At 52.8% G+C, this 24,215-nt stretch carries 13 protein-coding genes and 1 pseudogene; 2 read left to right on the top strand and 12 right to left on the bottom strand.

Annotated features, from left to right (window positions below; all coding sequences use genetic code 11):
• Window positions 1–254: 254 nt before the first annotated feature.
• The 4 genes from ltrA to E6C60_RS01250 all read right to left on the bottom strand — a co-directional run bounded on the left by ltrA (window position 255) and on the right by E6C60_RS01250 (window position 9,195).
• Window positions 255–1,547 carry a group II intron reverse transcriptase/maturase gene (ltrA, locus tag E6C60_RS01265; RefSeq protein WP_138224102.1) on the bottom strand — a complete coding sequence of 431 codons (1,293 nt, stop codon included), beginning with the start codon at window positions 1,545–1,547 and terminating at the stop codon, window positions 255–257.
• Window positions 1,548–2,135: 588 nt separating this feature from the next.
• Complete coding sequence (locus tag E6C60_RS01260; protein ID WP_138224101.1) at window positions 2,136–5,153, bottom strand: glycoside hydrolase family 2 TIM barrel-domain containing protein; 3,018 nt, start codon at window positions 5,151–5,153, stop codon at window positions 2,136–2,138.
• A 160-nt stretch (window positions 5,154–5,313) separates the two neighbouring features.
• A complete protein-coding gene (locus E6C60_RS01255; RefSeq protein WP_138224100.1) occupies window positions 5,314–6,879 on the bottom strand; it encodes a sulfatase-like hydrolase/transferase in 1,566 nt (521 codons plus the stop codon).
• A 69-nt stretch (window positions 6,880–6,948) separates the two neighbouring features.
• Entirely contained in the window at window positions 6,949–9,195 is a 2,247-nt protein-coding gene (locus E6C60_RS01250; RefSeq protein WP_138224099.1) for an FAD-dependent oxidoreductase, read from the bottom strand.
• Between the two features lie 147 nt (window positions 9,196–9,342).
• Here E6C60_RS01250 and E6C60_RS01245 point away from each other — a divergent pair, with 147 nt between their 5' ends.
• Window positions 9,343–10,146, top strand: a complete 804-nt coding sequence (locus E6C60_RS01245) for a helix-turn-helix domain-containing protein (RefSeq protein ID WP_138224098.1) — start codon at window positions 9,343–9,345, stop codon at window positions 10,144–10,146.
• A gap of 81 nt (window positions 10,147–10,227) precedes the next feature.
• Here the strand turns inward: E6C60_RS01245 and E6C60_RS01240 are convergent, their stop codons facing one another.
• The 4 genes and pseudogenes from E6C60_RS01240 to E6C60_RS21235 all read right to left on the bottom strand — a co-directional run.
• Entirely contained in the window at window positions 10,228–12,582 is a 2,355-nt protein-coding gene (locus E6C60_RS01240) for a beta-galactosidase (protein WP_138224097.1), read from the bottom strand.
• Between the two features lie 209 nt (window positions 12,583–12,791).
• Window positions 12,792–18,926 carry an S-layer homology domain-containing protein gene (locus tag E6C60_RS01235; RefSeq protein ID WP_175415132.1) on the bottom strand — a complete coding sequence of 2,045 codons (6,135 nt, stop codon included), beginning with the start codon at window positions 18,924–18,926 and terminating at the stop codon, window positions 12,792–12,794.
• Between the two features lie 219 nt (window positions 18,927–19,145).
• Entirely contained in the window at window positions 19,146–19,958 is an 813-nt protein-coding gene (locus E6C60_RS01230) for a sugar phosphate isomerase/epimerase family protein (protein WP_233281092.1), read from the bottom strand.
• Between the two features lie 299 nt (window positions 19,959–20,257).
• A pseudogene (locus E6C60_RS21235) lies at window positions 20,258–20,437 on the bottom strand (SAP domain-containing protein); the annotation flags it as partial.
• 329 nt (window positions 20,438–20,766) lie between these two features.
• Between E6C60_RS21235 and E6C60_RS01220 the strand changes: the two are divergent.
• Window positions 20,767–21,438 (top strand): L,D-transpeptidase family protein, encoded by a 672-nt coding sequence (locus tag E6C60_RS01220; protein WP_138224095.1) that lies wholly within the window; start codon window positions 20,767–20,769, stop codon window positions 21,436–21,438.
• Window positions 21,439–21,548: 110 nt separating this feature from the next.
• Here E6C60_RS01220 and E6C60_RS01215 read toward each other — a convergent pair whose 3' ends face one another.
• The 4 genes from E6C60_RS01215 to E6C60_RS21520 all read right to left on the bottom strand — a co-directional run bounded on the left by E6C60_RS01215 (window position 21,549) and on the right by E6C60_RS21520 (window position 24,208).
• Window positions 21,549–21,842 carry a hypothetical protein gene (locus E6C60_RS01215; protein ID WP_175415131.1) on the bottom strand — a complete coding sequence of 98 codons (294 nt, stop codon included), beginning with the start codon at window positions 21,840–21,842 and terminating at the stop codon, window positions 21,549–21,551.
• Between the two features lie 264 nt (window positions 21,843–22,106).
• Window positions 22,107–22,181 (bottom strand): hypothetical protein, encoded by a 75-nt coding sequence (locus E6C60_RS21525; protein ID WP_407669144.1) that lies wholly within the window; start codon window positions 22,179–22,181, stop codon window positions 22,107–22,109.
• A gap of 8 nt (window positions 22,182–22,189) precedes the next feature.
• Window positions 22,190–23,824 (bottom strand): extracellular solute-binding protein, encoded by a 1,635-nt coding sequence (locus E6C60_RS01210; protein ID WP_175415130.1) that lies wholly within the window; start codon window positions 23,822–23,824, stop codon window positions 22,190–22,192.
• A gap of 309 nt (window positions 23,825–24,133) precedes the next feature.
• A complete protein-coding gene (locus E6C60_RS21520; RefSeq protein ID WP_407669144.1) occupies window positions 24,134–24,208 on the bottom strand; it encodes a hypothetical protein in 75 nt (24 codons plus the stop codon).
• Window positions 24,209–24,215 lie beyond the last annotated feature (7 nt).

Here is a 24,215-nt window from a genome sequence, read left to right as displayed (position 1 = left end):
TATATCATGGACGATATCATCCGGAAAAGTAAATACACCATGCTGTTTTTTTATGGGAGCCATGAGCCTGTAGCCCTTCCCCCATCACAGGGGACTACAGGCTCATTATGCATACAGATCGGCTCCTTTGCTCTAGAGTTACCAAGCCAGCGGCTAGAGTAAAGGGCTGAAAATTTCAGCCCCTCCTCATCAAACCGTACGTGAGGTTTTCCCTCATACGGCTTTCCGATGTTCGTCATTCATGTGCATGCAGATTACAAGAGCGTTTTGAGTCCATGTTGTCTAGCCATGAATTTAACCTCGCGCACAGAACTCATCCATCGTGCGCGTTGCCGCTTCTTCGCGTACCATCTCGCAAGCCTCTGAAGAATGTACCAATCCAGCTTTGCCATCTTCCGCTGACTGTGGGCGGTGTAGTAATAATTCCGCCAGCCTTGTATCTTGGGATTTAACCAATTGACCTGTTCAAGTAACGACTTGTGCCGCATACCCGGCGGTGCCAGACGGTCTTTTACGACTTCCCGAATGCGTTCTTCTGCTTTCCGAGTCAGCCATTGCTGAGTGGTGTAATACACTTTTCCTTTGGAGGTTTCTGCTTTCGTCTTGCGATGATGCATACCGAGAAAGTCGAAGCCTTCTTCTCCTGTCCACAGTCCGACGATGCGCGTTTTGGTTGGATGCAAGGTGAGTTCGAGACGATCCATAATCGCACGAATAAGTTCGTACGATCGGTCTGCGTCTTTCTTCGTTTTGCATACAACCACGAAGTCATCCGCATAACGCGTTAGTTCTCCGTGACCGCTCCCATGTCGTTCCCACAGAATGTCGAAGTAATTGAGGTAAATGTTCGCAAGCAGCGGAGATATTACCCCGCCTTGCGGTGTTCCCAAATCTGAGCGCCTTACCGTCCCTTCTTCCATCACTCCCGCTTGTAACCACTTCCGAACCAGCTTCAACATTCGTCTGTCACTGATTCGCATTTCAACCAGTTTCATAAGCTTCTCTTGATTGATGTTGTCGAAGTAGCCTTGGATGTCGACGTCGATCACCCAATTTCCCTTGCGATTGCATGCCTTCCGGATCCGGTCCAGCGCTCCCTTCGCACTTCTCTTCGGACGGAATCCAAATGAGGATTCCTGAAAATCGGCTTCAAAGATCGGTTCCATGACTAGTTTTGTTGCCATTTGTATGACGCGATCTCGAATGGTCGGAATACCAAGCGGTCTTTGCTTCCCATCTTTCTTCGGGATGTAATGCCGCCGAACAGGCTGTGGGTGGTAGCGCCCCTCTTTTAAAAGCCGTTGGCATTCAAGCAAGAAGAGGTATTCGCCTTGCTTCTCGATGTCCGTCAGCGTCTCACCGTCGACGCCCGCCGAGCCTTTATTGGCTCGCACCCTGCGCCATGCTTCCCACAAAATGTCCATTCGGTAGACCTTGTCATACAAAGCGTGGAATCTGCGTTTCTTGTTTTCCTTGGCCGCATGACCTAGTTTCTCTTGGAGTTGTTGAACGTTTTCCTTTGGTGTTGTTAGCCGATTGGCATTCACTGACTCGTACCTCCTTAAGAAACGTGAACAAAGCAGAGCTCCTTCCCTCCCGCAGGTTATGTTGTCCTACGGTTCCTTGGTACTACGAGCCCCTCGGACTCCCTTCCTGCAGACATCTCACTTCACCTTTTTTTTTTTTCAGCTTATAGAGCGCCTCGCTACGAGTTTTTTTTTTTCTCGTGCAGGGGAGGGCCTCCCCAGTTCACTACATCCTCTTTCATACCATGCCGCTCCCTCTACGCCGGAGGATTCTTCACTGCCGTTCCAAGTTCAGAGCAGTTTCCCTGGCCTTCGTCCATGTATGCGGGACTCGGCTTCCTCTTGTCCCTCTTGCGAGGCCTTTTTGACGACGCGGCAGGATTCACTTCATGTTACGGCCTGGTATTTCGCTCGCCCTGTCTCCGACAGGTACTTTCGTCGATACGCTTCTACGCACAGATTTCGCCGTACGCAGGTATCCTAGCTACGCGGGGGCTTGGCCCCTCCCGCGACCGGACTTTCACCGGCTAGAAGATGCGTGCTTCTGGGCACGCCAGACAAAAAAAGCCGCCCTGCTGTGAAATCAGGACGGCTTAGATGCAAAAGCTGCTATTCGTCTTCGGTCAGAATGGGAGTCATCCGCAGCTCAAAGGCCATGTCCTTATCGCTCAGCTGATACTGCTCCAGGAGATCCGTTCCGCAGGAGCTGGAGCCGATCCCGTTCATTTTGTAATCCAGATGCACGATCGTCTCCTTGCGTCTACGCAAGGAATACGTATGCTTCGCCTGAGTCATATCCTCTGGCGTGTAGTGCAGCGCCTGGAACGAGAACTCCGAGCCCAGGCTGGTGAACAGAAGGCCCATACCGAGTGCATTGCTGACAGAAGCCCACTCTGTTCCATACCGCGAGCCATTCTCCTGCGGCACAACATAGGAATGGTGCATCTGATCGACGGTCAACTCATATTTGCTCTTTCTAACACTTTGGCGCTTGTCGATATAGCTTTCATGCGGTCCGTAGCCAAAGTACTCCACCTGCTCATTGCCTGCCGGCATGACGAGCTGCAGCCCGAAGCGAGGCAGATACGGCAGATCCTCCCGCACCTGAACGGACGTCTTCAGCGTGATCGCTCCGGCGCCGTCCACCTCCCACACAGCCTTGCCCTTGAGCAGCGGCAGCTTGATGTTGCAGGTCAGTGCGAAGTCCACCTCGATTTGTACCCGCTTCTCTGATACCTCGGTGACCTCGGCGCGGTAGACCTTCGTGATGGCGCGGTCATAGCCTTCCTTGCTCCAGAGCACCTTGATCTTGCGGTCATTATCTGCGGGCGCCCGCCAAATGCTGAACTGCGGCCTGCCCTGAAGCAGCGGCACACCATGCTTGGTGATCTTCGTAAATGTCCCGGCGTGAAGATCGAATACATGCAGGAAATCAAAGCCCTCCACGATCACCTCATCGTCCCGCTGCTCTACCGTAATATCCGGCAGTACCCGCAGATCGGCAGCCGGTGCAGGCACAGAAGCCGGCATTGGCAGCTCGAACTGCTCACTGGTCAGCTCATGCCCTGCCGCTGCCCATGGCTTGTCGGTGCGCTGCGTTACGAACAGATTAAGGAACCAGCGTCCTGCCGTATGAGGAACCGAATAAGGAATGGTCACGATCTCTGTGCCATGAGGAGGCGTTTGCAGCGACGGCAATTCTCCCTGCTCCACGGTTTCGCCGTCAAGCTCGACCTTCCAGCTCATGACGACATCTGACAGGTCGATAAAGTCATAGCGGTTACTTACGCGAACCTTGCCCTCGGCGGCATCCTCCGCCTCCAGCAGCACGGGCGCCATCACCTTTTTCAGCTCCAGCAGGTTCGTATGAGGAATCCGGTCCGGGCTGACGAGCCCGTCAATACAGAAGTTCCCGTCGTTCTGCACATCGCCGAAATCGCCGCCATAGCCATAGAACGTCTGCCCATCCGGGGATTCCGCCTTGATGCCGTGGTCACACCACTCCCATACACAGCCGCCCATCAGCTTCGGATAGGCATAGATCACGTCCCAGTAATCCTTCAAGTCTCCGCAGCTGTTGCCCATGGCATGGCTGTACTCGCACTGCAGCAGGGGCTTGGTCTGGCTCTCATCGCTGCCGTAAGCAATCAGCTCCTGCACGGTGGCATACATTCTGCTGTTCATATCCAGGCAGCTGGTATCAGGATGGCCGTTATATTTCAGCGCCGCCCCTTCGTAGTGCACGGGACGTGTCGTGTCGCGCTCCCGGGTCCAGCGTGCCATCGCAATATGATTTACGCCATAGCCGGATTCATTGCCCATAGACCAGATCACTACGGACGGGTGGTTCTTGTCCCGTTCAACCATGCGGACAGCACGGTCGAGGAAGGCTGCTTCCCACTCCGGATTTTTCGTAAGCATATGATAGTCTCCAGCATGCAGCACACCGTGCGCCTCCAGATCCGCCTCATCAATGACATAGAAGCCGTACTGGTCGCATAAATCCAGAAATCTCGGGTCGTTCGGGTAATGGGAGGTCCGGATCGTGTTGATGTTATGCTGCTTCATCAGCTTCAAATCCTGAATCATATGCTTCAGCGGAATCGTCTGTCCCAGCTCCGGATGGGAATCGTGACGGTTGACGCCCTTCAGCTTGATGTCCTGGCCGTTGATGCGGAATACGCCGTCCACCACTTCTACTTTGCGGAGTCCGACATGAAAATGCAGCACTTCACCCGCACCGCTGACCAGCAGCGAATACAAATACGGATTCTCTGCACTCCACAGCACCGGGCTTGCGATGTCCAGGCGCAGCGTTTCCTTACCCTTCACCCGGGCCGTGCTGGAGCTGACCTCATGCCCCGCTGCATCCAGTAGCTGAACCTGCACCTCCACAATGCCATGGCTCTCGACATCGCAGCGCAGTGAGGCCTGCTTGTAGTCCGCCGATAAATCAGCCTGATAGAACACGTCACGGATTCTTTCCTGACTGCGGGCAAGCAGATACACATCTCTGAAAATACCCGAGTAACGCCAGGCATCCTGATCCTCCAGATAGGTGCCGTCGCACCATTTGAGCACCATAACAGCCATGCGGTTCTTGCCGCTGCGCACATAAGAGCTCAGATCGAATTCCGCCGGAATGCGGCTGCCTTGGCTATAGCCGACAAACGCACCGTTCACCCACAAATAGAAGCAGGAATTCACGCCTTCAAAGACGACATGCGCTGCCTGGTCCTTCCAATCGCCGGATACGTTAAATTCCCGGATGTACAGCCCCGCCGGATTCTCGTCCGGGACGAAGGGCGGATCGCACGGAATCGGATAATTCACATTGCAGTACTGCATCTGGTCATACCCGTTAGACTGCCAGCAGGAAGGCACCAGCAGGTCGTCCCAGCCAGAGTAATCATAAGCCTCCTCGTAAAAAGCCTCCTTCACCTCCTGCACACTGCGGTGATAGCGAAACTTCCATTGTCCATTCAGGGTTTGGTAAAAAGGGGATTTGCCGCGCTTCCCCTGTCTTGCCGATTCTGTATTGGCATACGGTATATAGTAAGCTCTCGGGGCTTCCCGATTGAGATGAAGCACGTCAAGATTTTCCCAGACCTTCTGCAGATCCTTCATTAAATAACCTCCCGAGTACAAAAAATGATGTTTCCAAGACCCGGATACCTGACCTCGGCATCGCAGGCCTTATTCCCATCATATCTGCTGTGCGGTCTCTTTTCCCATGCACATACCCTCACAATAGTAGTACTATTTTTACCTCGTTGCTGAAGTAGTACTATCTTGACTTCTCTGCGCCGGCTCGCCCCAGCTGCCTGATTGTTCCGCCGGCCCGCATCAGGGTCTGCATACGGGCCAGATTGTCTCCCTGCAGCAGATGATAGCTGTTCACCGTATTACGGGCCTGCTGCATATCGTCAAGATCAGCCAGCGGCCCAAGGCCCGCCCGCCAGGCTAGAAGCCGCTGCAGCAGTGCCTCCCTGACGGCGGCATGGGCGGGGTCCTGGAACAGATTATGTGTCTCCCCGGGGTCCTGATCCAGGTGATACAGCTCGCCTTCCACCACGTCTTCGAGGAACATATGCGTGTACTTCAGATAGTGGTCGTTCATCAGCCGGTCGTGCAGCTCTTCCTGCCCCGGATACCAGGTAAGCTTCCAGGCTCCCTTGCGGATCATCAGCGCCGGCTCGCGCTGCAAGCCGCCTGTAAAAATATGCCCGAACACCTCATCCTTGGCGGCTCCCGGCTCTCCCTGGAGCATGGGCAGAAGAGACTGTCCCTGCACGCCGCCCGGAATGTCAATTCCGGCAGCATCCAGGAGTGTCGGCATAATATCTATAATTTCTGCGAAAGCCTCATACGTTCCCTGGTGCCTGCTCTTCGGAAACTTGATCAGAAGGGGAATCCGGGACACCTCTTCATAGAGGATCCCCCATTTCTCGATAAAGCCGTGCTCGCCCATCATGGAGCCGTGATCCGATGTAAAGACGATGATGGAATCCTCGTACAGCCCGAGCTCCTTCAGCCTGCCCAGCACCTGCCCGACCCGGTCATCCACATGCGTAATCAGGCCGTAATAGCTGGCCAGGCTGCGGCGGTAATCCTCCTCCGTCAAGCGGTCAAACCCCCGCGCCCGGTAATAATAACGGTGCAGCAGCGGTTTGGTGGAGAGATCCTCCTTCCACGTATCCGGCAGTCGCATTTCCCGGTAGTCATACATCGATGCATAAGGCTCTGCCGGAAAATACGGCGTATGCGGATCAATGATCGACAGCCGGTGGAACAGCGGCCGTTCACTGTCCTTGAGGTCGTTCAGCCGCTCTACATACGCTGTGGTCAGCAGCGAGTCGGCCGTTTCCCCGGGCTTTTGCGGATTAACGCCGTGGATGACGAGTGAAACCTCGCCTTCATTTTTTTTGTAGACACTGTTCTTCAGCAGCTCGCGATTCGTAACGCCGAACACCCCGACCTCTCCGCCGGCAAACTGGCCGCGGGGGTAATGCTCCTCAAAGCCGAAGGTGCCCGGTGTGTTAAAGTGGATTTTGCCGTAGTTGATCGTGTGATACCCGTGTTGACTCATGGTGCTGTACAGCGAGTGCTCATCCTCCACCGGAGCGAAGGCGTTGTCCAGCACGCCGTGACTGAGACCGTAGCGTCCGGTAGCCAGACTGACCCGCGCCGGAGCGCACATCGGGCAGCTCGTATACGCATTCGTAAATACAGCACAGTCCTTGGCGAATTGATCCAGATGGGGCGTCTGCACCGTGCTGTGGCCCCGGAATCCCAGCGTGTCGGCCCGCAATTCATCCGTCATTATAAAAAACACATGCGGCTTCTTGGCCATCCCATTCCTGCCTCCTTTAGCTGCAGCTTCTGCAGTTTTGTCCTTTGCGCCGCCACGTCTGACACCATGCTACTCGTAGGCCCGAATCTCATACACACTCACCCGCTTGGCGCCATTCGTCTTATGGAAGACGACCTTCAGCTCATCCGTGAGGAACGGCTGAAAGGACAGCTTGTTCACCCGCTTGTAATTGTCTGTTACGGTGATCAGCTCGTGGTACGCTCCATTTTTCTTGCCATAGACGGTATAGTCCTTGACCAGGGTCGGGAAGATGTTGAAATCCTGATAAATCTCCAGATTGTCATAGTGGTAGTTGAGATTGGAGTCAAAAACAAGCTGCATGCGGCTGACGTTCCGCGCCTCCTTCAAGCTCACCGTAATGCTTTCATCCCCCTCAGTCGGTGCAGAAAGCCACAGATTAGGCAGCCCATGGTTTCTCGACAGGCCATTGTTCAGGTTACCGCCGTTATAGATGTCCTGCTCTGTACCCGTCCGGTAGCAAGGAAGCCCCTTCTCCGCGCGCCACATTTCTTTCTTCACTTCCAGGGTGTCAATATCGCAGAAGGTTGTGCGGCGGTTCATGGCATGCTTTTTGAGGAAAAATACACCGTTCAGCTCGTCATCACACATGCCCAGCTGAATCGACTCATTCGGCTCGAATTCGATGAACAGCTTGCCGTTCTCGCTCTCGCCGCTTAGAGGCAGGTTCACCCACTGCAGCTCGGAGCTGGCCGGAACGGTAATCTCCCCTTCATACAGTTTGTGCTGCGGCGAGTAGTTCTGCAGCTTGCTCGGGACGTAAACGGTATACCGCAGCCGGGCCTCCCTCTGACTGCTCAGACGCAGCGCCAGCTGCTGAACAGGCTCCTTCACCGGCAAGATGAACGCGTACCGGCCATCCAGCGGCAGACTGAAATCTGCCTGCTCCAGGAAGGAAGGCTGCACGGAGCTGACCTGAATGTCAGCTTGACGGCACAGATCAAGCGGATCGTGGCTGCGCTTTCCGATGATGTATTGGTCATTCGCCAGCAGCAGCTGCTGCAGCTCCTCCATATGCTGCTCGTAAATATCTCTTGGCTGCACATGGTACTTCTTGCACAGATGAGCGGCTGCCGCGCAGGACTGGCCCAGCACCGCCAGCGTAGCCATAACGCGCGTCGTACCAAAGGCTACGTGGGTGGTGGACATGCAGCGGCTGGCTACAAACAGATTGTTTACATTTTTAGAATAGCAGCTGCGGTAGGGAATCGAGTACACGCCCCGCAGCACGAAATGGCGGGTTGTCATATCCTTCGAGAAGAAGCCCTCCACCGCATGCAGGTCGATGGACCAGCCGCCGAAGCCGATCGTATCCTCGAAATCCTTCTGCTCCACAATATCCTCTTCTGTCAGGATATAATCGCCCATCAGCCTTCTGGATTCTCTCTTGCCCGGAACACCGCTCACATACTCCAAATCGTACTGGGAAGCGTCATAATTGCCGCTGTTCTTGATATGATTCCAGATCCCGTAGACGAGTTCTCTGTGGTTTTGCATAATTTCCTCGTTCTCGCGGATGGGGTCCTTTCCATGGCCAATTTCGTAAAACCACTGCATCCGGTATGCCTCATAGCGGGAATTCCCCGGGATGCGGTCGGGAATCTGGCGGTGCTGCAGCGCCTCCTCAACCTTCAGGCTTTGGGCAAATTCCGGCATCACGAACCGTGCAGGACGCCCGGTGTCTTTGGAGTACCAGGACAGCGTGCTCAGCAGCATGTTCTGGTCTGCCTCATCCGGAGCAATCCGTTCGTTAAATTCCGACTTCGCTTCCCGCCCTGTACGGTACTCCGCTCCGGCAAGATAGCCGACCGTCCCGTCTCCGGTATCGTCGAGAAACAGCGGGCTGTAGAAGTCAAAGCGCTTCTCCGCGCCCAGCTGTGATCCGGACACATACAGGATGTTACCGCTTCCATCGGTTTCGACTTTATCTATGTTGGTATTCAGAAACAGCGATACATTCGGCTCCCCCAGGACAAAATCCAGCAGAATCGTTTCCCATAAATACGCATTGCCCTGCGGATTTCGATACAGATTCTCCAGGCGCAGCTCTTCCATAATGCCCGACTCCCGGGCGTAGAAGTTAAACTCCTGGGCACCGTCGGCGCCGACCACATTGATCCGGTTCTCAGGGCTTGCATTGCCGCCTAAATACCCCCGGTTATTAATTAAGGATACTTTCATGCCAAGTCTTGCGGCCTGGATCGCCGCACAGATGCCCGGCATTCCGCCTCCGACAATCGTCAGGTCCCGCTCCACCTTGATCGGTGTAAATTCCATCAGACTTCCTCCTTCGCATTTACCATATATCCATATGATAGTCCAGCGTCCCGTCTTTAAAAATGCACGCAACTGCAAGATTGATATCTTATATCAACTTCTATACAATGTCTCTTAAATAGAGGCTATAAAGGAGGAGTTGTCCCCATGGAGCAGCGTGTCATGATGAACCGCAGCGAGCTGCCTGCTTTAATTACAATGGGGGTGTTCAAGCCGGCGCAGCCCTGGATTCACGTCGACCGGATCTTGAATATGGATACCCTGCTGTATGTCGTGGACGGAGAAGTGACCGTGTGTGAGGAGGAGATTGACTATACCTTGAGCAGCGGACAAGCTTTTTTTCTCAAAAATCAGTGCCGTCACTGGGGCAAATCCCCCGTCGCGCCCGGCTCGACCTGGTACTGGGTCTCCTTCGTGCCGTTTCAGCCCCGGGCAGAGCAAGAGCCGCTCTTTCTGCCGAAGCAGCTTACCTTGTCCTCCCCGGAGTCGTTTATGGATATCCTGAACGCCATGCTGCGGCTGTACCGCTCTGCCGCGCCGTTCAGCACGGAGCGCATGAACGGCCTGCTCTATCAGGCGCTGTACGAGCTGCTGCAGCAGGACCTGCAGCAAAGAGAGAAGCACCGCGGCTCCGCGCTTTCCTCTCGGATCATCGCCTGCCTGAAGCAGCAGCTGGAGCAGCCCTTTGACAGCAAGAGAATTGCCGACCGTCTGAGCATGAACTACACCTATTTGGGGCGGGTGTTTAAAGCCGATACCGGCAGCACGATCAATGAATACTACCGGAAGCTCAAAATCCAGCGTGCTATTGAGCTGATGCACGCCGAAGCGCTGAACCTATCCCAGATCAGCGAGCAGCTCCAGTTTCCGAATCCCTATTATTTCAGCCGGGTGTTCAAGCAGGTCACCGGCCTGTCGCCGCGTGATTATCAGCAGCAGCTGTATCGGTAGCAAGAGAAAGGGACGCTCCACCGGATCAAGCTTCGGTGGAGCGTCCCTTGTTGTTACTTGAGATACAGCGCGGCCTGTGCCTTACGGCACCGGCTTCACCTCCAGCAGTAGCACCTGCTCTGAACCGAGGCTGAAGCTCGCTGGCGAGCTTTTGCCGGTCATCAGGTTTTTGACGGTAACATTTTTGTTGTTCGCCATTTTGAGGCTGATATTGGAGGTGTTCTTTCCAACGTTCACGATCGTCATCAGGTAGGTGTTCGTGCCATGCGGCACAACCCGCCAGAAGGCTCCCTTAGATGGCAGGCCATTGTTCTCGGTCAGGACCACCGGTGGCAGCTGACCTTTGGCCGACAGCTCTGTTGTTACTCGGGATGCAATGCCGGACACGGCATTGTTTGTCATCTTGATCAGCTTGCCGGTACCTGCGGTCAGGGTCTTCGCGCGCGGCTGCTTGTATTCATTGAACTTGAGGCTGACATCATCCAGGATGACGGTTCCCCCGTTATCCAGATAAATTTGCAGTGCGTTAAATTCCGCTTCGGTGACTTCCTCCGTCTTGCGGACTACGATGACATCCCAATCCGAGTTCGGCTGCTTGAAAATAATGTTCTTCGTGGCAAAGCCGAGCGGTACCCCACTAAAGTACATGGACTCATACAGATCAAATTGATCCTGCATGTAATTGAAATCGTTGATTGCGGCCGCTTCAGAGTAGAACAGCCGAACCGGCTTACGCTCCCGCTGGAACTTGACGATCTCATTCGAGAAGGCGTTCATGTCCATCATCGTCTTGGTCAGCTCCTGCGCCACTCTTGGCTGCTGGGCTACCGAAGCCGCATAGGACTCGCCGAGACCGCCAGTAGCATTCTGCAGCCGCTCCTCGATCGAGCCGTCAGCGTTACGGCCCCAGAACCAGGTCAGGCCCCCGTTCAAGCCGTGAATGGTCGTCTGCCAGTATGTGGAGCGCACATACTCGGGCTTCATGTACAGATCCCGGTACTGCGTTGTCGACAGCAGATGCACCTCGGAATTAAAGTGAGGCTTGTTCGGGCTGACGGAATCCATAAAGTCATACGACATCGCCATCTCTTCCCAGTAGTAGGCGTACTTGGACTCCCAGCTCTCCGGACCGGTGCTGTTCATGTTCCGCTTGCGAATCTTTGCATCGTCGCCGATGATCTCGGTCATCTCGGTCAGGGCCTCAAAGTCGATGCCATGATCCCGAGGGCCCTCGACGAAGAGGTCTGGCATAAGCTTCAGCTGAGTCCGGGCTGCAGGATCATATTTCTTGATCTCATCATGCAGGAAGGTCAGCCATTCAGTTCCCCGATCCATGTTGAAGCGTGACCAGTCATACCAGATCGGAGTGTTCTTGTAAGAGGCATCCAGTGGAATGGCAAGATTCACCTGGCTGAAGCTGCTGTAGCTTGTCCCCCACAGCCCGTTCAGCTTGGCAATCGTGCCGTGCTTGGCCTCAAGCCATGTTCTGAACTTGCTCATCGTATACGTAGACACATTGGAAACGGCCGCCCAATGCCCTTTCGCCGTAAACCAGTGCGGTTCATTAGCGAGAATGTAGCCGAGCTTGGTGTAGTTTTTGCCGGCCGTCGTCGGGATGGTTCCCTTGAAGACATCCTTCCAGATCTCCCGCACCTGCGGGTGGTCAATGTCATACTTCGTGAAGAAGCTCTGCCCCTTCAAAATCTCTGGTCCATACTTGGTGGCTGCCCATTGCGGCAGCGGATCATGCCACAGCATGAGGTAGCCGGCTGTATTGGTCGGGCGATTCTTCAGATCAGCCAGCTTCGTCTGATCGATGGTTCCGGCCTCGTCCAGCGCGAAGATCGGGCTGATGGCCTTTGGATGATCCAGCTTGCCTAAATATTCGTTATACAGTGTCGGATCGGAGGTTGGAATATTCAGCGGCTTGGAGAAGTAATCGTACAGGAACACCGGCTTTCCGTTAGACATGAACTGATCATTCTGCACCGTAATGTTCGACCAGTTGACCTTGGACACTGCGCGGCGCGTCACCGCTCCGCTCATGACCTGATTCAATTCGGTTTTGGCTGTATCCAGCATCTGACTGACTTCTCTGCGCTCAAAATTGGGCAGGTCATTCGCCAGCTGCTGCGCATTATTCTGGAACAGCTTGACCCGCTCGAACTGGGCCTTGTTCTTCGCAACGTTGGCGGCGTCCCAGTCTGCGTATTTAATAAATTCACTTGCCATCCATGCCGCACTTTCTTCCCGGGTGGTGTCAATGCCACTTCCTTTCGCTTGTGTGATCAACGCGTTCAGCTCGCCCAGCTTTCTGACAGCCTCCTGCTTCGGGGTTTCAGCAGCGAACGCGATCGAGAAACGGTCTGCTGCGGTCATGCCCATGATCAATCCGACACATAAGGTCAGGCTGATCAGCTTCTGTTTGGTCCCCATCCATGCACCTCCATTTAAATTTAAAATTTAATTTCACACTTAGAATATTTAACATTGGATGTTAAGTCAATACATTTTTTATATATTTTTCAAGTTAATATTAGAGCAGCTTCAAGGCATGAAGGAAAAGAAGCACGCTCTGCTGTAGAGCGGCTTCTTTCCAATGCTTTGCCTCATTCCTATGCTTTGCTAGTTCCTGTATCCTGCATTTATGGAAGCTCCAGCAGACGCTCCACCAGCACGGCCGCCTGGGCGCGCGTAGTGAGCTCCTTCGGACCAAATTGCCCGTTGCCTGAGCCCTGCAGCAAGCCGGAGGCCTGCATGGCCTTCACACTGGCTGCCGCGTAGCCGGCAATCAGCCCCTCATCCTTAAAGGCCTTTGCAGAACCGCTGCCCTCTGGCAGTGAAATCCCCTCTGCTGTCAGCAAGCGATGCACGATGACTGCCATCTCTTGTCTTGTGATGGAGTCATGAACACCGAAGCTGCCATCCGGCTTGCCGGAAATGATGCCGAGCGACTGTGCTGTGCCGAGCGCACCACTGTACCAGGCTCCCTGCTTCACGTCGCTGAAGGTAGAGGCAGCCTTCTCGCCAGAGCCAAGCTCAAAAGCGTTAACGAGCATTTGAACAAACTCGGCACGGCTCACTTGCTGCGCTGGCTGGAAGGCTCCCGAACCAGTGCCCTGCACGATTTCCCGCGCTGCCAGAGACAGAATGCTTTCCTCAGCCCATGGGACCGTTGAAAGATCCTTGAAGCTGACGTTTGCTGACGCTGCGGTATAGTAGCTGAAATGCTTCACATGGAATACGAGCGTTCCCGTCTTCTCGTCATAGCGGCTGTTCTTCACGGCCGTCAGCTCACGGTTGTCGTTGATGTAATAAGCAACGACATGCTTCGGCTTCTCGCCTCCCTTCAGCGTATAGGGAAGCTGCAGCTCCACGGATGCCCCATTGCCGAAATGGCTGATTGCCGCGCCATCCACAGACAAGGTGAAGTCGTAGACCGGATTGTCTTTGACAATAGCCCGTGCCTTCTCGCTGTCCAGCGTTACAGAAGTCTTCTTGACGGTGAGCTCTACGGTTTGGGCGTTAGGGCTCAAAGCTTTCTGCAGCATGGACGGCGGGATCGAAACGACAGCGAGACCGGTGTCAATACTCAGCTTGGTAATCTGCGCCATGCCTGCAGCGCTCACGCTGGAAGCCGGAAGCTGCAGCTGCACTTCATTGGCGGCAGCCGGCAGCTCTACCTGGATACGCACGCTGCCGTTTACAGCCTGTTCCACTGCACTTTGCAGCAGGCTGCCAGACAGCTTGGAGCGCGCAACACCGTTCACAATGGTGTCTGCTGTCACTTTCACTGGAGCGGCAGGCTGTTTAACAGGTCCGCTATTGCCTGGGACCGAGCTTCCGCCTCCTGCTGCTCCGCCAGTCGTTCCGCCAGGAGTTCCACCAATCGTTCCGCCAGGAGTTCCACCGGAGCCCGGATCACCGTTTGTTCCTCCATCTGTGCCGTCACCGCTGCCTGGCTGCCCGGATTGTGGCAGCACTTGAAGCTCCAGCAGCATGACTCCTTCCGGCTTTACTGTCCAGGACGTGCCGAGGCTTTGGCCTGTCATCATGTCTGTCACTGTAAATGCGGCATTGCCGGCCATCGCCGCCTGCAGGGAAGCCTCGTGCTTGCCCAAATTCACAACCGTCATCATGTAACGGTCGTCACCCTGAGGCACAACACGCCACATGGCCCCGCGCTGATTGGAAGGGTTCGTCTCCATCAGCTTGACCGGTGACAGACTGCCTTGCTGCTCCAGCACAGTAAATGCCTGCTTGGCCAGGCTGGCAGGGGATGTGTCCGCCGGCTGATACAGCACACCGCTTCCTTGTGTCAAGGATGCTGTGCGCGGCTTTTTGTACTGAGTTAGCTTCAGGCTGGCATCATCCGTAATCACCGTTCCGCCTGCATTCAAATAAGACTGAAGCGCCTCAAACTCAGCGTCTGTCACTTCCTCGGTCTTACGGATCACGACAGCATCCCAGCTGGAATGCGGCTGCTTCTCCAGCATGCTTGCTGTCACAAACCCGACCGGTACTCCGTTAAAGAACAGAGCCTCGTACAGCTCGAATTGATCCTCCATATAATGCGTATCATTAATGGCCGCCGTTTCAGAGTAGAAGATCCGCACGGGCTTGCGCTGCTCCTGAAACTTCACAATCTCTTCAGAGAACGCGTTCAGATCCATCATCGTCTTGCTTAACTCATTGGCTACCCGTGGCTGCTGAGCCACCGTTCCCGGATAGGACTCCAGCAGCCCCTGCACCGAGGTCGTCATCAGACGATTCTCAATGGAGCCATCCGGATTGCGTCCCCAGAACCAGGTAAAGCCCGCATCCATACCGAGCAGTGTCGCCAGCCAGTAGGTGTTGCGTACATACTCCGGCTTCATGTACAGATCGCGGTAAGCGACAGTGGACAGGAAATGCACCTCTGAGTTGATATGCGCCTTATCCGGGCTGACCGAGGACATAAAGTCGTAGGACATGGCCAGCTCTTTCCACATATAGGAGTAGTGCTCCTTCCAATCCTCCGCCTGTCCAGTTGATTTGAAATTCTCCTTCCGGGTCTTCGCATCATCGCCAATGATATCAACCATCTCAGTCAGCTTCTCAAAGTCGATGCCATGGGTCCGGTTGTCCTCTACGAACAGGTCCGGCATAATCTTAATATGCGTATTCGCCTGCGGATCATTTGCCTTCACCTGCTCATGAAGGAAGCCCAGCCATTCTGTTCCCCGCTCCATATTGAACAGGCTGACATCATAGCCGATCGGTGTGCCTTTATACTTTTTATCCATAGGAATGACGCTCTGCGCAGCGGCATCAAAGCTTGCATAGCTCGTTCCCCACAAAGCATTCAGATTGCTCAGTGTTTGATGGCGCTCCTCCAGCCACTCCGCGAATTGCTTCAGAGCAAGGTCGGAAATCCCCTCTTGGCCGTTTGCTTTTCTAGGAGTTGCCCAGTGGCCCTTCTCCAGAAACCAGTGCGGCTCGTTCGCCAGCAAATATCCCAGCTCCGTATAAGGCTTTCCGCTCGTGATGGGTCCGGTCTGCTTCAGCACATGGCTCCAAATCGAACGAATTTCCGGGTGATTAATATCGTATTTCGTAAACGTCGTAATACCGTCACGCAGCGTCTCCCCGTGCTTGCTGGTCGCCCAGGCCGGAGCAGGATCATGCCACAAGATGGTATAGCCCATATTGTTGCTCGGACGATTCTGTAAATCACCGTACTTGTCTGCCGTCGGCGTACCCTTTTCATCGCTTACAAAGCTAGGATTGATGGATTTGGGCAGGTCGATTTTGCCGAGATAGTCATTGTACAGGGTTGCGTTGTCCTTCGGCACATCAAGCGGCTTGGAGAAATAGTCGTGCAGGAACACCGGCTTGCCTTCACTGTAGAAATTACTTCCCTTCAGCTCAATGCCGTCCCAATCCACGAGCCGCACCGGCCGCCGCACAATCGAGCCGTTCAGCACTCCGGTCAGCTCGGCAATCGCCGTATCCAGCAGCGCGATGACTTCTGTCCGCTGGAACTCCGGCAGCTCCTGAGCCAGCTCCTCCGGTGACTTGCCGCCCGGGCTGTAGGATGGAATCACGCCGAACATCTTTTTGTTCACATCTATATTTTTCTCATCCCAATCGGCATACTTGTCATACTCTTTCGCGAACCAGACCGCACCCTTCTCCCGCTCGGTATCGAGCTTACGGGCCTGTGCTTGCAGGATCAAAGCTTCGAGCTCGCTGATCTTGGACTGAATGCGTGCTTTGAGCTCCGCGGCGGACAATGCGCCGTATTTCAAAATACTCTTCGATATAACGCCGCCATTGTTCAAGTCCGCTTCAACCGTCGCCGTCCGGCCATCCTCCGCCTTCACAGTCACGGTCACCTTCTTCTGCTCCATCGACTTGACGGTCAGATAGATGCGTCCGTCCTGAATCTTGGCGGTCAGAGCCGTTTCATCCGAGGATTCAGCTGATTGTCCAACCATACCCAGCTTGGACTCTGTATTGGTAATGCTGGCATCGATGTAGGTTCCGCTGGATTGCACGGCAATTTCCTTCGGAATGGAACCGATCACCGTCAGCTCCGCACCTGACTGTACACTCAAATCCGTGGTCAGTGATGTGATGAGCGGCTTCAAGACCGTTGCTTTACCTGATGTAATCTCCATGCGATTCTTTGCATACATGCTGAGAATAGAGTTTGGCTCTACCCGGAGCATCCCGGTGTTCCCAATCGTTTCGCCCTTGCCCTTGATATACATCGCACTGCCCGGCTCAAACACGGCAGAGCCAATGCCGCTTCCTCCGACAATACCATTGCCGATAATGAAGCCCTCGTCCCGGAAGTCCTGCAGCTGACCCTTGACCTGGATCATGGCATGAACCGTCATCTGGGCCGTGAACTTCAGCCGCACGTTCGCGGGCACCGTCAGCTTTTTCGTTACCGTTACCGGCTTGAACACTTCCACGACCTGGAACGTCTTCTCGCCTACCCTCTCATCGGCCAAGCGTTTAGCCACAGGCTCTGCGCTGCCGCTCAGCCCGTTCAGGGCCGTCAGGAGCTCTTCTGCCGTCGTAATCTCTGCGGCCTGCACCGCCCCTGGCTGCTTCGCATCGTTAAAGGCTTGAACGGCAGCCTCTAATGCGGCAGCGGCAGTCTGATAATCGCTCTCCGCCGCTGAGCTGTTGTTCTTCGTCACGATTGCGGCATCCACACGGTCTGCGAGGGCATCTTGGTCCGTTTGGGTGACCCAGTATTGATCCGACGTAAGTCCCGCCCCGTCCACGCTGACCGGCGTGGAGTCCAGATTTGCCGCTGCCAGACGGATCAGCTCATTCAGCCTGACCAGGCCAGCGCTAACCGGCGTATAGTCCACACCGGCTCCAATATGGGAAGAGACGGCATTAAATACGGCCTCTGAGGCTACCGTAATCCGCTGCACCACTGACGCTTCCACCGGCTTTGCCAGCGTAACTATACCGGAAGCGATGCGCAAATGATGATTTCCTTGCACCTCTACGCTAGAGTCTGAACCCAGCTTGAATATACCGTTTGGACCTACCACCTCGGTGCCCTGCTGATAGTAACTGCTTCCCGTGCGGAACACCATGGCACCGGAGCCGTTACCGGCAAGACCTGCTCCCCGTTTGTCCGGTGTACGGCTGTCCTGAACGGTGCCGAGTACAGTGACGGATGTATTCACCGTCAGGTCGGCAAAGCTTTGCAGCTTCACGCCCGCCGGAATAGACATCGGCTCTCCAATAGTGATGGCTTCATACAGCTCCACGGTATTTCCGCTTAGCTTCACCTTCGTATCATCCACTGTGATATGCTTCAGCGCATCCGCCAGATCCTGTGCCGTCTTGATCTCGGCAGGTACACCTGTACGCGTGCCATTCTGCTTGGCAGCATCAAAGGCTTGGACTGCGGCTGTCAATGCAGCCTCACCTTCCGTGACCTGACTCTGTGTGGCCGCTCCATCGTCTCTAATGCCGATAGCCGATTGAATGGCTGTCATGAAAGCATCTGCAGCCGAGGCAGTGACCCATTTTCCGGTGGATGGCACCTCACTGCCGTCCACGCTGACTGCCGTGGCGTCCTTGTTCGCCATCGCCGCAGAGATCGCCTGGACCAGTGCTGCCTTGTCTGCTGTCGGACCGGATCCTGGAGGGGAAGGCAGGATCAAGGCAACGTCGTTATTGATGACTCCGTTAACCTCGAATTTGGCTCCCTCTGCAACCTCAATCACCTTGAACATGTCTGATGTCACCGTCTTGCCGGCCGGCACGGTAACCGTCCCGGAGGCTACGTACAGCCGGCTGTTCGCCAGCAGCTTTACGCTGGAATTCGGCCCCGGCTGAATGACGCCGGCTGCTCCTACAATCTCAGCGCCTTGCTGGTAGTAGCTGCTTCCCGAATTCAGCAGCACCGAGCCCGTGCCGGTGCCGACAACACCGTCCCGGCGAAAATCAAGGCCCCGGCTGTCCTGCAGCTTCCCGTCTACTATCATTTCATCCTGAATGCCGATCTTTAAGAATAGCTGCAGCTTCACGCCGCTCGGTACGTTAAAGGTCTCGTTCAGCGTCACAGGAGTACTGACCTGCACCGTTGCATTGGCGTCAGCCAGTTTAATCTTGGTAGCATCCCCGCCTGCGTCCACTTTCGTGCGCAGATAATCCATAAGCTGCTGTGCATCCGCAATCACGGCAGCTTGCAGCGGAGCAGGTGGAACCACCAATGCTGCAATGAGACTCAGGCTCAAAAATAAGGACAATAATCTTTTCATGTCGGCCTCCTTATAAAAGCGTTTACATTTTGTGAGCTTATGGTACTTCATTCCTTAACCTGTCTACAATCAGCGGTTTTTTGCGGGCGTATGCGAAAACAGGAAAGCCCCAAACCCCTTGCTGCATAAGGGGTTTGGGGCTTTATCCCGATTTGGCATACTGCATGCCATGACAAAGCGGAGGCCTCTCGACGAGAGCCCCCGGCCATTCGTATCAGACTATAAGGACGCGAACCTTTCCCCAGCACGATGGGCCATCCAGAGATTAACCTCCCATAGACTCGACACCGGCTGATTCGTAAACGCCAGGGTCGGCATGTAAGGCACCGGTCCAAATTCAGGCGTAAAGGTCGTTACCGTTTCTCCCTGCTCTGAGCGGTGCTTTAGCATAGACTCCCACCAGCCTTCGAAGCATTCCCGCTCCCGGGTCCATTCCGGCGCGCCCGGATGCGGAACCTGCGGCCCCTGGGTATGACCAATCCGGCCGTGAATATGATGAGTATGCCGGATGGCGAGAGCCAGATCCTCCTCCAGATCTCCCAGCAGCGATTCACACACATTCGTCCAGTGACTGAAATCCGCGGTAATCTTCAGCTCCGGGAACTTGCGCAGCAGCCTCGCCGTCGTCCATGGGGTAAACATGGCCCGGTGACGATGAGTTTCATGGGCAATAATCATCCCATGCTGTTCCTCGGTACGCAGGGCGCTTTCGAAAAATGTATCCTGCTCGGCATCGCTCATGCGGTCCCTTGCACTGTGCGAAACGATATGTACCGGCTGGAATGCCGCTGTTCTCTCCACTTGTTCCTGAAAGCTTCGGATATGGTCCTCCACGCTGTCTCCGCCGCTGACCACCTGAGCGATATACCCCAGCGAATGAGACTGTAACGCTTTCCGAAATTCCTCTTCCCGCTCCTGCGGCGGCAGCGGACATTCAATACCCGTAAAGCCGGCCTCTGCGGCCTTGCTGCACAGCTCCTCAAAGCTTCCATGCAAGCCCCATAACGCCATATACACATTCAGCTTCATCATTGCATATTCCCTCCTCTGATGTCTGTAACGCACCCTCACTTGACGGGGCCTCTTCTCCGCTTTCGACAGCTGCATGTGCAAGCGGCTCCATACAGTGTATCAGATTACACTTCCTTCAATATACAATCCTTTTCAAGGCTTGGATTTAAACGTTACCGATAGGATGTTGTACTTTACCGACCTCTTGAGTCCTTCAGAGCTTAAAATTCCATCGTGATTCTAAATAATCATGGAATAGATCTCAAAGACGTGATCAAGGAAATTCATCAAGGTACATTTAGCCATTTGAAACAATAGCACCTAATAGGTTTTTTTATTTCTCCTGTTCGAAGAAATGTTTCAATCCTATTGGAAATCTCTATTTTTGAACCCGAAGCACTTATTCCATTTCCCCTGCAAAATGACTGTAATTCTTCTTTCAACCAATAGAAATCTTTAAAACTATCTACACTAATATCTTGTGTTAGATTTGGTCTCATATTCCACATCTCCATATTCAATCATTTCAATTATAGAACAATTGTTCTTGTAATCAAAAATAATCATAATCAAAAGCAACAAAGTTTACGAAAACAGCCTTTCTAAACTATACGTAGTATTAGTAATAATCCTGCAACTCCTTTATGTTGGCAGTACAATTAGTAATTCACTCTTTTTTAAGAAATTAATTACATTTTATCAACTTTTATGGGTTATGTATGATTTATAGTAATCTTTGTAGAATAGACTAACATTTAGAAGGGAAGCGATTTTAATTTTTAAGAAGTATTCAGTTTTTTTAAGTTCCATAGTTGTAGCAAGTATTTTAATGTCTAGATGCAGCACTGAAAGTTCAGATAAAACGATTCATAAAACAGGGAAAACATCGACAGCGACGAATGAGAGAGATGAAATTAAAAGTCAAACTCCGGATTCGCCCTATGCTAATGTAGTTAAGATTGATATTAACCAGAAAACCCCTACCATTCGAGCACAGATAGATACAGATAATGGTGAGTTATATGTTGTTTCAGATGGAAAAGAGGCAATTGGACATGTTACTACACCTAGTGTTCTAGGGAAAGAAGGCGACTTCTATTACCAAGGTCATTACTCCGTGATTTACAAACATAATGAGGATAAAAAAGAAATAAAAGATTTGCAGAACATTGTTTTTATTCAACCTTCTGAGCAACCTATTTCCTTCGAGAAAATCAGTTTTGAATCAATGGACGTTTTCTTACTCACTCCTGAATATACAGCTTCAAGAGGTTATAATTCTTATGCTTTTGGCATTGATAAAAAAAATGGAGAAGCATTTGCAATCACTTTTAAAAATGCTGAAAAGGTCCAGGATACTATCAATTATGAAAAAGATAGTATTCCAATGAATAAAAGCGAAAAGCTGGTCGTAACCACGAGAAATACAGAAGGACAGGGTGATACATTAACCACAGAATATATTTTTAATAAAGACAGCAAACAATTCGTTGCGAAATAGTAGGATGAATAAAGATTAGGTAACCCGTACACATTCCATGACCCAGCATACAGGAGGCGCTTTTTTGTTTCAAACCGCAAATTAATTCATTACAGGAATGGCTCCTAATTTCATTTCAACTTACGTGCCGATGGCTCAAATTCGCCATTCAATGGGTCAAAGCGATGCGTCACTGACTCTCCTTCGACAGTTACATAGATGTAGTAGGTATAGTGAGTTGTACTTAAGTAAGATCGCTTTCCGACGCCAAGTTTATCTTCCCTATGCTCTGGAATTTGTACTTGAACAGATTTTCCGGATTGTGATTCATACGCTTCCACTTTCTTTACCGCTTCTTCGTAGGTATAGGCCGGTAGGTTAGCATAATAATAAACTCCCAAGCCCGTAAAAATAATGATTGACACCACATAAAGAGCCAATAATTTTTTTAGCGGTCTACCTTCTATCCAGTCGTTCTACTTACTATGACAATCAATGGAACCTCTGCCTAACTCATTTTGGTAGCGTCAAGAAGTTTGTGTAAAACAACAATCATTTGTGGTCCTTGTATTGCTGTAGATGGATTTGGAACGCTCTAAGGGGCAGATTACAGGCAATATAAAGGGACTGCTCCCCGGAGATTTGAAATCTTTCGGGAGCAGCCCCTCTTCAGGCTTCGGCGGGAACCATTATGCTCTCAGGAACCAGACGCTCATATCACTTTCCTCCCGGTTCGCCCAGGAGAAATACGGGATCAGCTTGATGTAAAGATTTATTTCCCGTTTGCTGCATCATAGTATTTCTGATAAAGAGCTACATACTCATCCACTCTCAGCTTCTTCAGCTGAGCCAGGTGTTTATCCCAATCGGCATCGCTGAAGCCATTCATAACGAATTTGGCAAAGGTGCTGGCATGGTATCCATTTCTACCGTTCAAGTCCAGGTTAATGGCAGCCAGCTTCTCGCCGTCTTCGGCGGACCACAGCATATCCTGAATAACCTCCCTGGATGCGAACGGATCATACATTTCATAATATTTCCGCTTCTCATCCGCCTGCTCGTCGATAAGACGCTTTACCATATCCTTCAGAACCATGACGGTTGCGCCGTTTCCTGGAGCCTCAGAGTGCTTGAAATCACCCGAGTTCATGCCGTCCGGAATCGGCATTTTCTCGAACGTGCCATCCGAGTTTTCCTTCACCGTCAAACCAATCGGGCCAATTTCAAACTGGAAGCTCAGCATTTCTTCAAACATGGCATCCATCCACTTCATCGTCACTTCCGGATGCTCATTTGAAGAAGTGATGGCAAAGGAGCCTTTGCTCACCGCAGCCGGCATCCGCAGCCAGCCTTGCTTATTATCCGGTCCCTTCAGCGGAGGAACCGGCACATAATCCTCATTCAGGCCCCCAAAGATGCTTATCTTCGAGAAACCGAAGAAGGCGCCAATCGGAACATCCGTGCTTCTTACCTTTGTCAGGTACGTATTCTGGTCATGCGTGAACACTTCCTGATCCACCAGGTTTTCCTTGAACAGCTTGCCCAAGTATTCCAGGTATGCCTGATATTCCGGCTGCTCCGGAGCATATTTAACGGTGCCGTTATCCACATACAGGTTGTTTCGCGGATCATCCAGCTTGATTCCGAAGGAGCCAGCCAGCGAGTTCGAGCCGTTCTGTGCATTGTTGAACAGGAAGGAGAATGGAACCTCGTCTGCCTTGCCGTTGCCATTCGGGTCTTTCTCCTTGAACGCTTTCAGAGCTTCATAGAATTCGTCTGTCGTCGTAGGAACTGCTATGTCCAGCTGGTCCAGCCACTTCTTGTTAATGAACAGAACGGATGGGATTTCGTTAAAATCACGCTCCACGAACGTAGGCAAAGAGTAGATATGACCATCGGTAGCCGTCAGCATCGTTTTGAAATCAGGGCGCTGCTCGAACACCTTTTTTACGTTCGGCGCATGCTGTTCGATGAGATCCTCCAGTGGAATAATAGCTCCCTGGCTGCCGAGCTTCACGATTTCCTGATCCAGCAGTACGCCGCGGCCGTAAAATGCGTCCGGCAGGTCTCCGCTGGCAATCACGATGTTCTTCTTCTCAGCCAACTGCTCCCACCCAACCTGAGTCCATTCTACATCGACATTCGTCATCTCTTTCAGCTCTTTGAACATCTGCATTTCGTTATAGTTCTTTTTAACCTGCGGCGCTGTATTGGCGAGAATTTTTAGCTTCACCGGCTCCGCCAATGGAAAATTGAGATTGTTCTCTGCGCCCGCGCTCGGTGCTTCTCCCTGAGCCTTCGGTTTCTCCGCAGCCGTCGGCGTACTGCCTCCTCCCGAGCACCCGCCAATGAACACCGTCATCGCAGCCATTACACTTACACAGGGGACCAGCCATTTTTTTCTCATGTGTATAACCTCCCGAAATGATGGATTATCTACCATGACCTTTCTCATTAATAAAGCGCTTACATATAACATTAGCAGAGAATGGAACCTCCCCGCAATCAGCCAAAATCGCCAGACATATGCGAAACCTTGTAGTTCTAAAAAGCCTTCTGTATCAAGCTTTTCAGCTTCTTAACCCCCAATTGGTGAAATTCAGCAGAGGGATTTGGAACGCTCTAAGGGGCAAATTACAGGCAATATAAAGGGACTGCTCCCCGGAGATTTGAAATCTTTCGGGAGCAGCCCCTCTTCAGGCTTCGGCGGGAACCATTATGCTCTCAGGAACCAGACGCTCATATCACTTTCCTCCCGGTTCGCCCAGGAGAAATACGGGATCAGCTTGATGTAAAGA

The organism is Paenibacillus algicola, assembly GCF_005577435.1.
GTDB classification, from domain to species: Bacteria; Bacillota; Bacilli; order Paenibacillales; family Paenibacillaceae; genus Paenibacillus_AQ; species Paenibacillus_AQ algicola.
Note: the sequence above shows the minus strand (reverse complement) of the source record. Positions and strands in the feature narration are given on the sequence as shown.

Bases quoted from the DNA above. Each gene is read 5' to 3' on its own strand.
- E6C60_RS01210 (WP_175415130.1), bottom strand. From the start codon at position 23,824: ATGAGAAAAAAATGGCTGGTCCCCTGTGTAAGTGTAATGGCTGCGATG.
- E6C60_RS01260 (WP_138224101.1), bottom strand. From the start codon at position 5,153: ATGAAGGATCTGCAGAAGGTCTGGGAAAATCTTGACGTGCTTCATCTC.
- E6C60_RS01250 (WP_138224099.1), bottom strand. From the start codon at position 9,195: ATGGAATTTACACCGATCAAGGTGGAGCGGGACCTGACGATTGTCGGA.
- E6C60_RS01240 (WP_138224097.1), bottom strand. From the start codon at position 12,582: ATGGGGACCAAACAGAAGCTGATCAGCCTGACCTTATGTGTCGGATTG.
- E6C60_RS01220 (WP_138224095.1), top strand. From the start codon at position 20,767: ATGTCTAGATGCAGCACTGAAAGTTCAGATAAAACGATTCATAAAACA.
- E6C60_RS01230 (WP_233281092.1), bottom strand. From the start codon at position 19,958: ATGATGAAGCTGAATGTGTATATGGCGTTATGGGGCTTGCATGGAAGC.
- E6C60_RS01255 (WP_138224100.1), bottom strand. From the start codon at position 6,879: ATGGCCAAGAAGCCGCATGTGTTTTTTATAATGACGGATGAATTGCGG.
- E6C60_RS01235 (WP_175415132.1), bottom strand. From the start codon at position 18,926: ATGAAAAGATTATTGTCCTTATTTTTGAGCCTGAGTCTCATTGCAGCA.
- E6C60_RS01245 (WP_138224098.1), top strand. From the start codon at position 9,343: ATGGAGCAGCGTGTCATGATGAACCGCAGCGAGCTGCCTGCTTTAATT.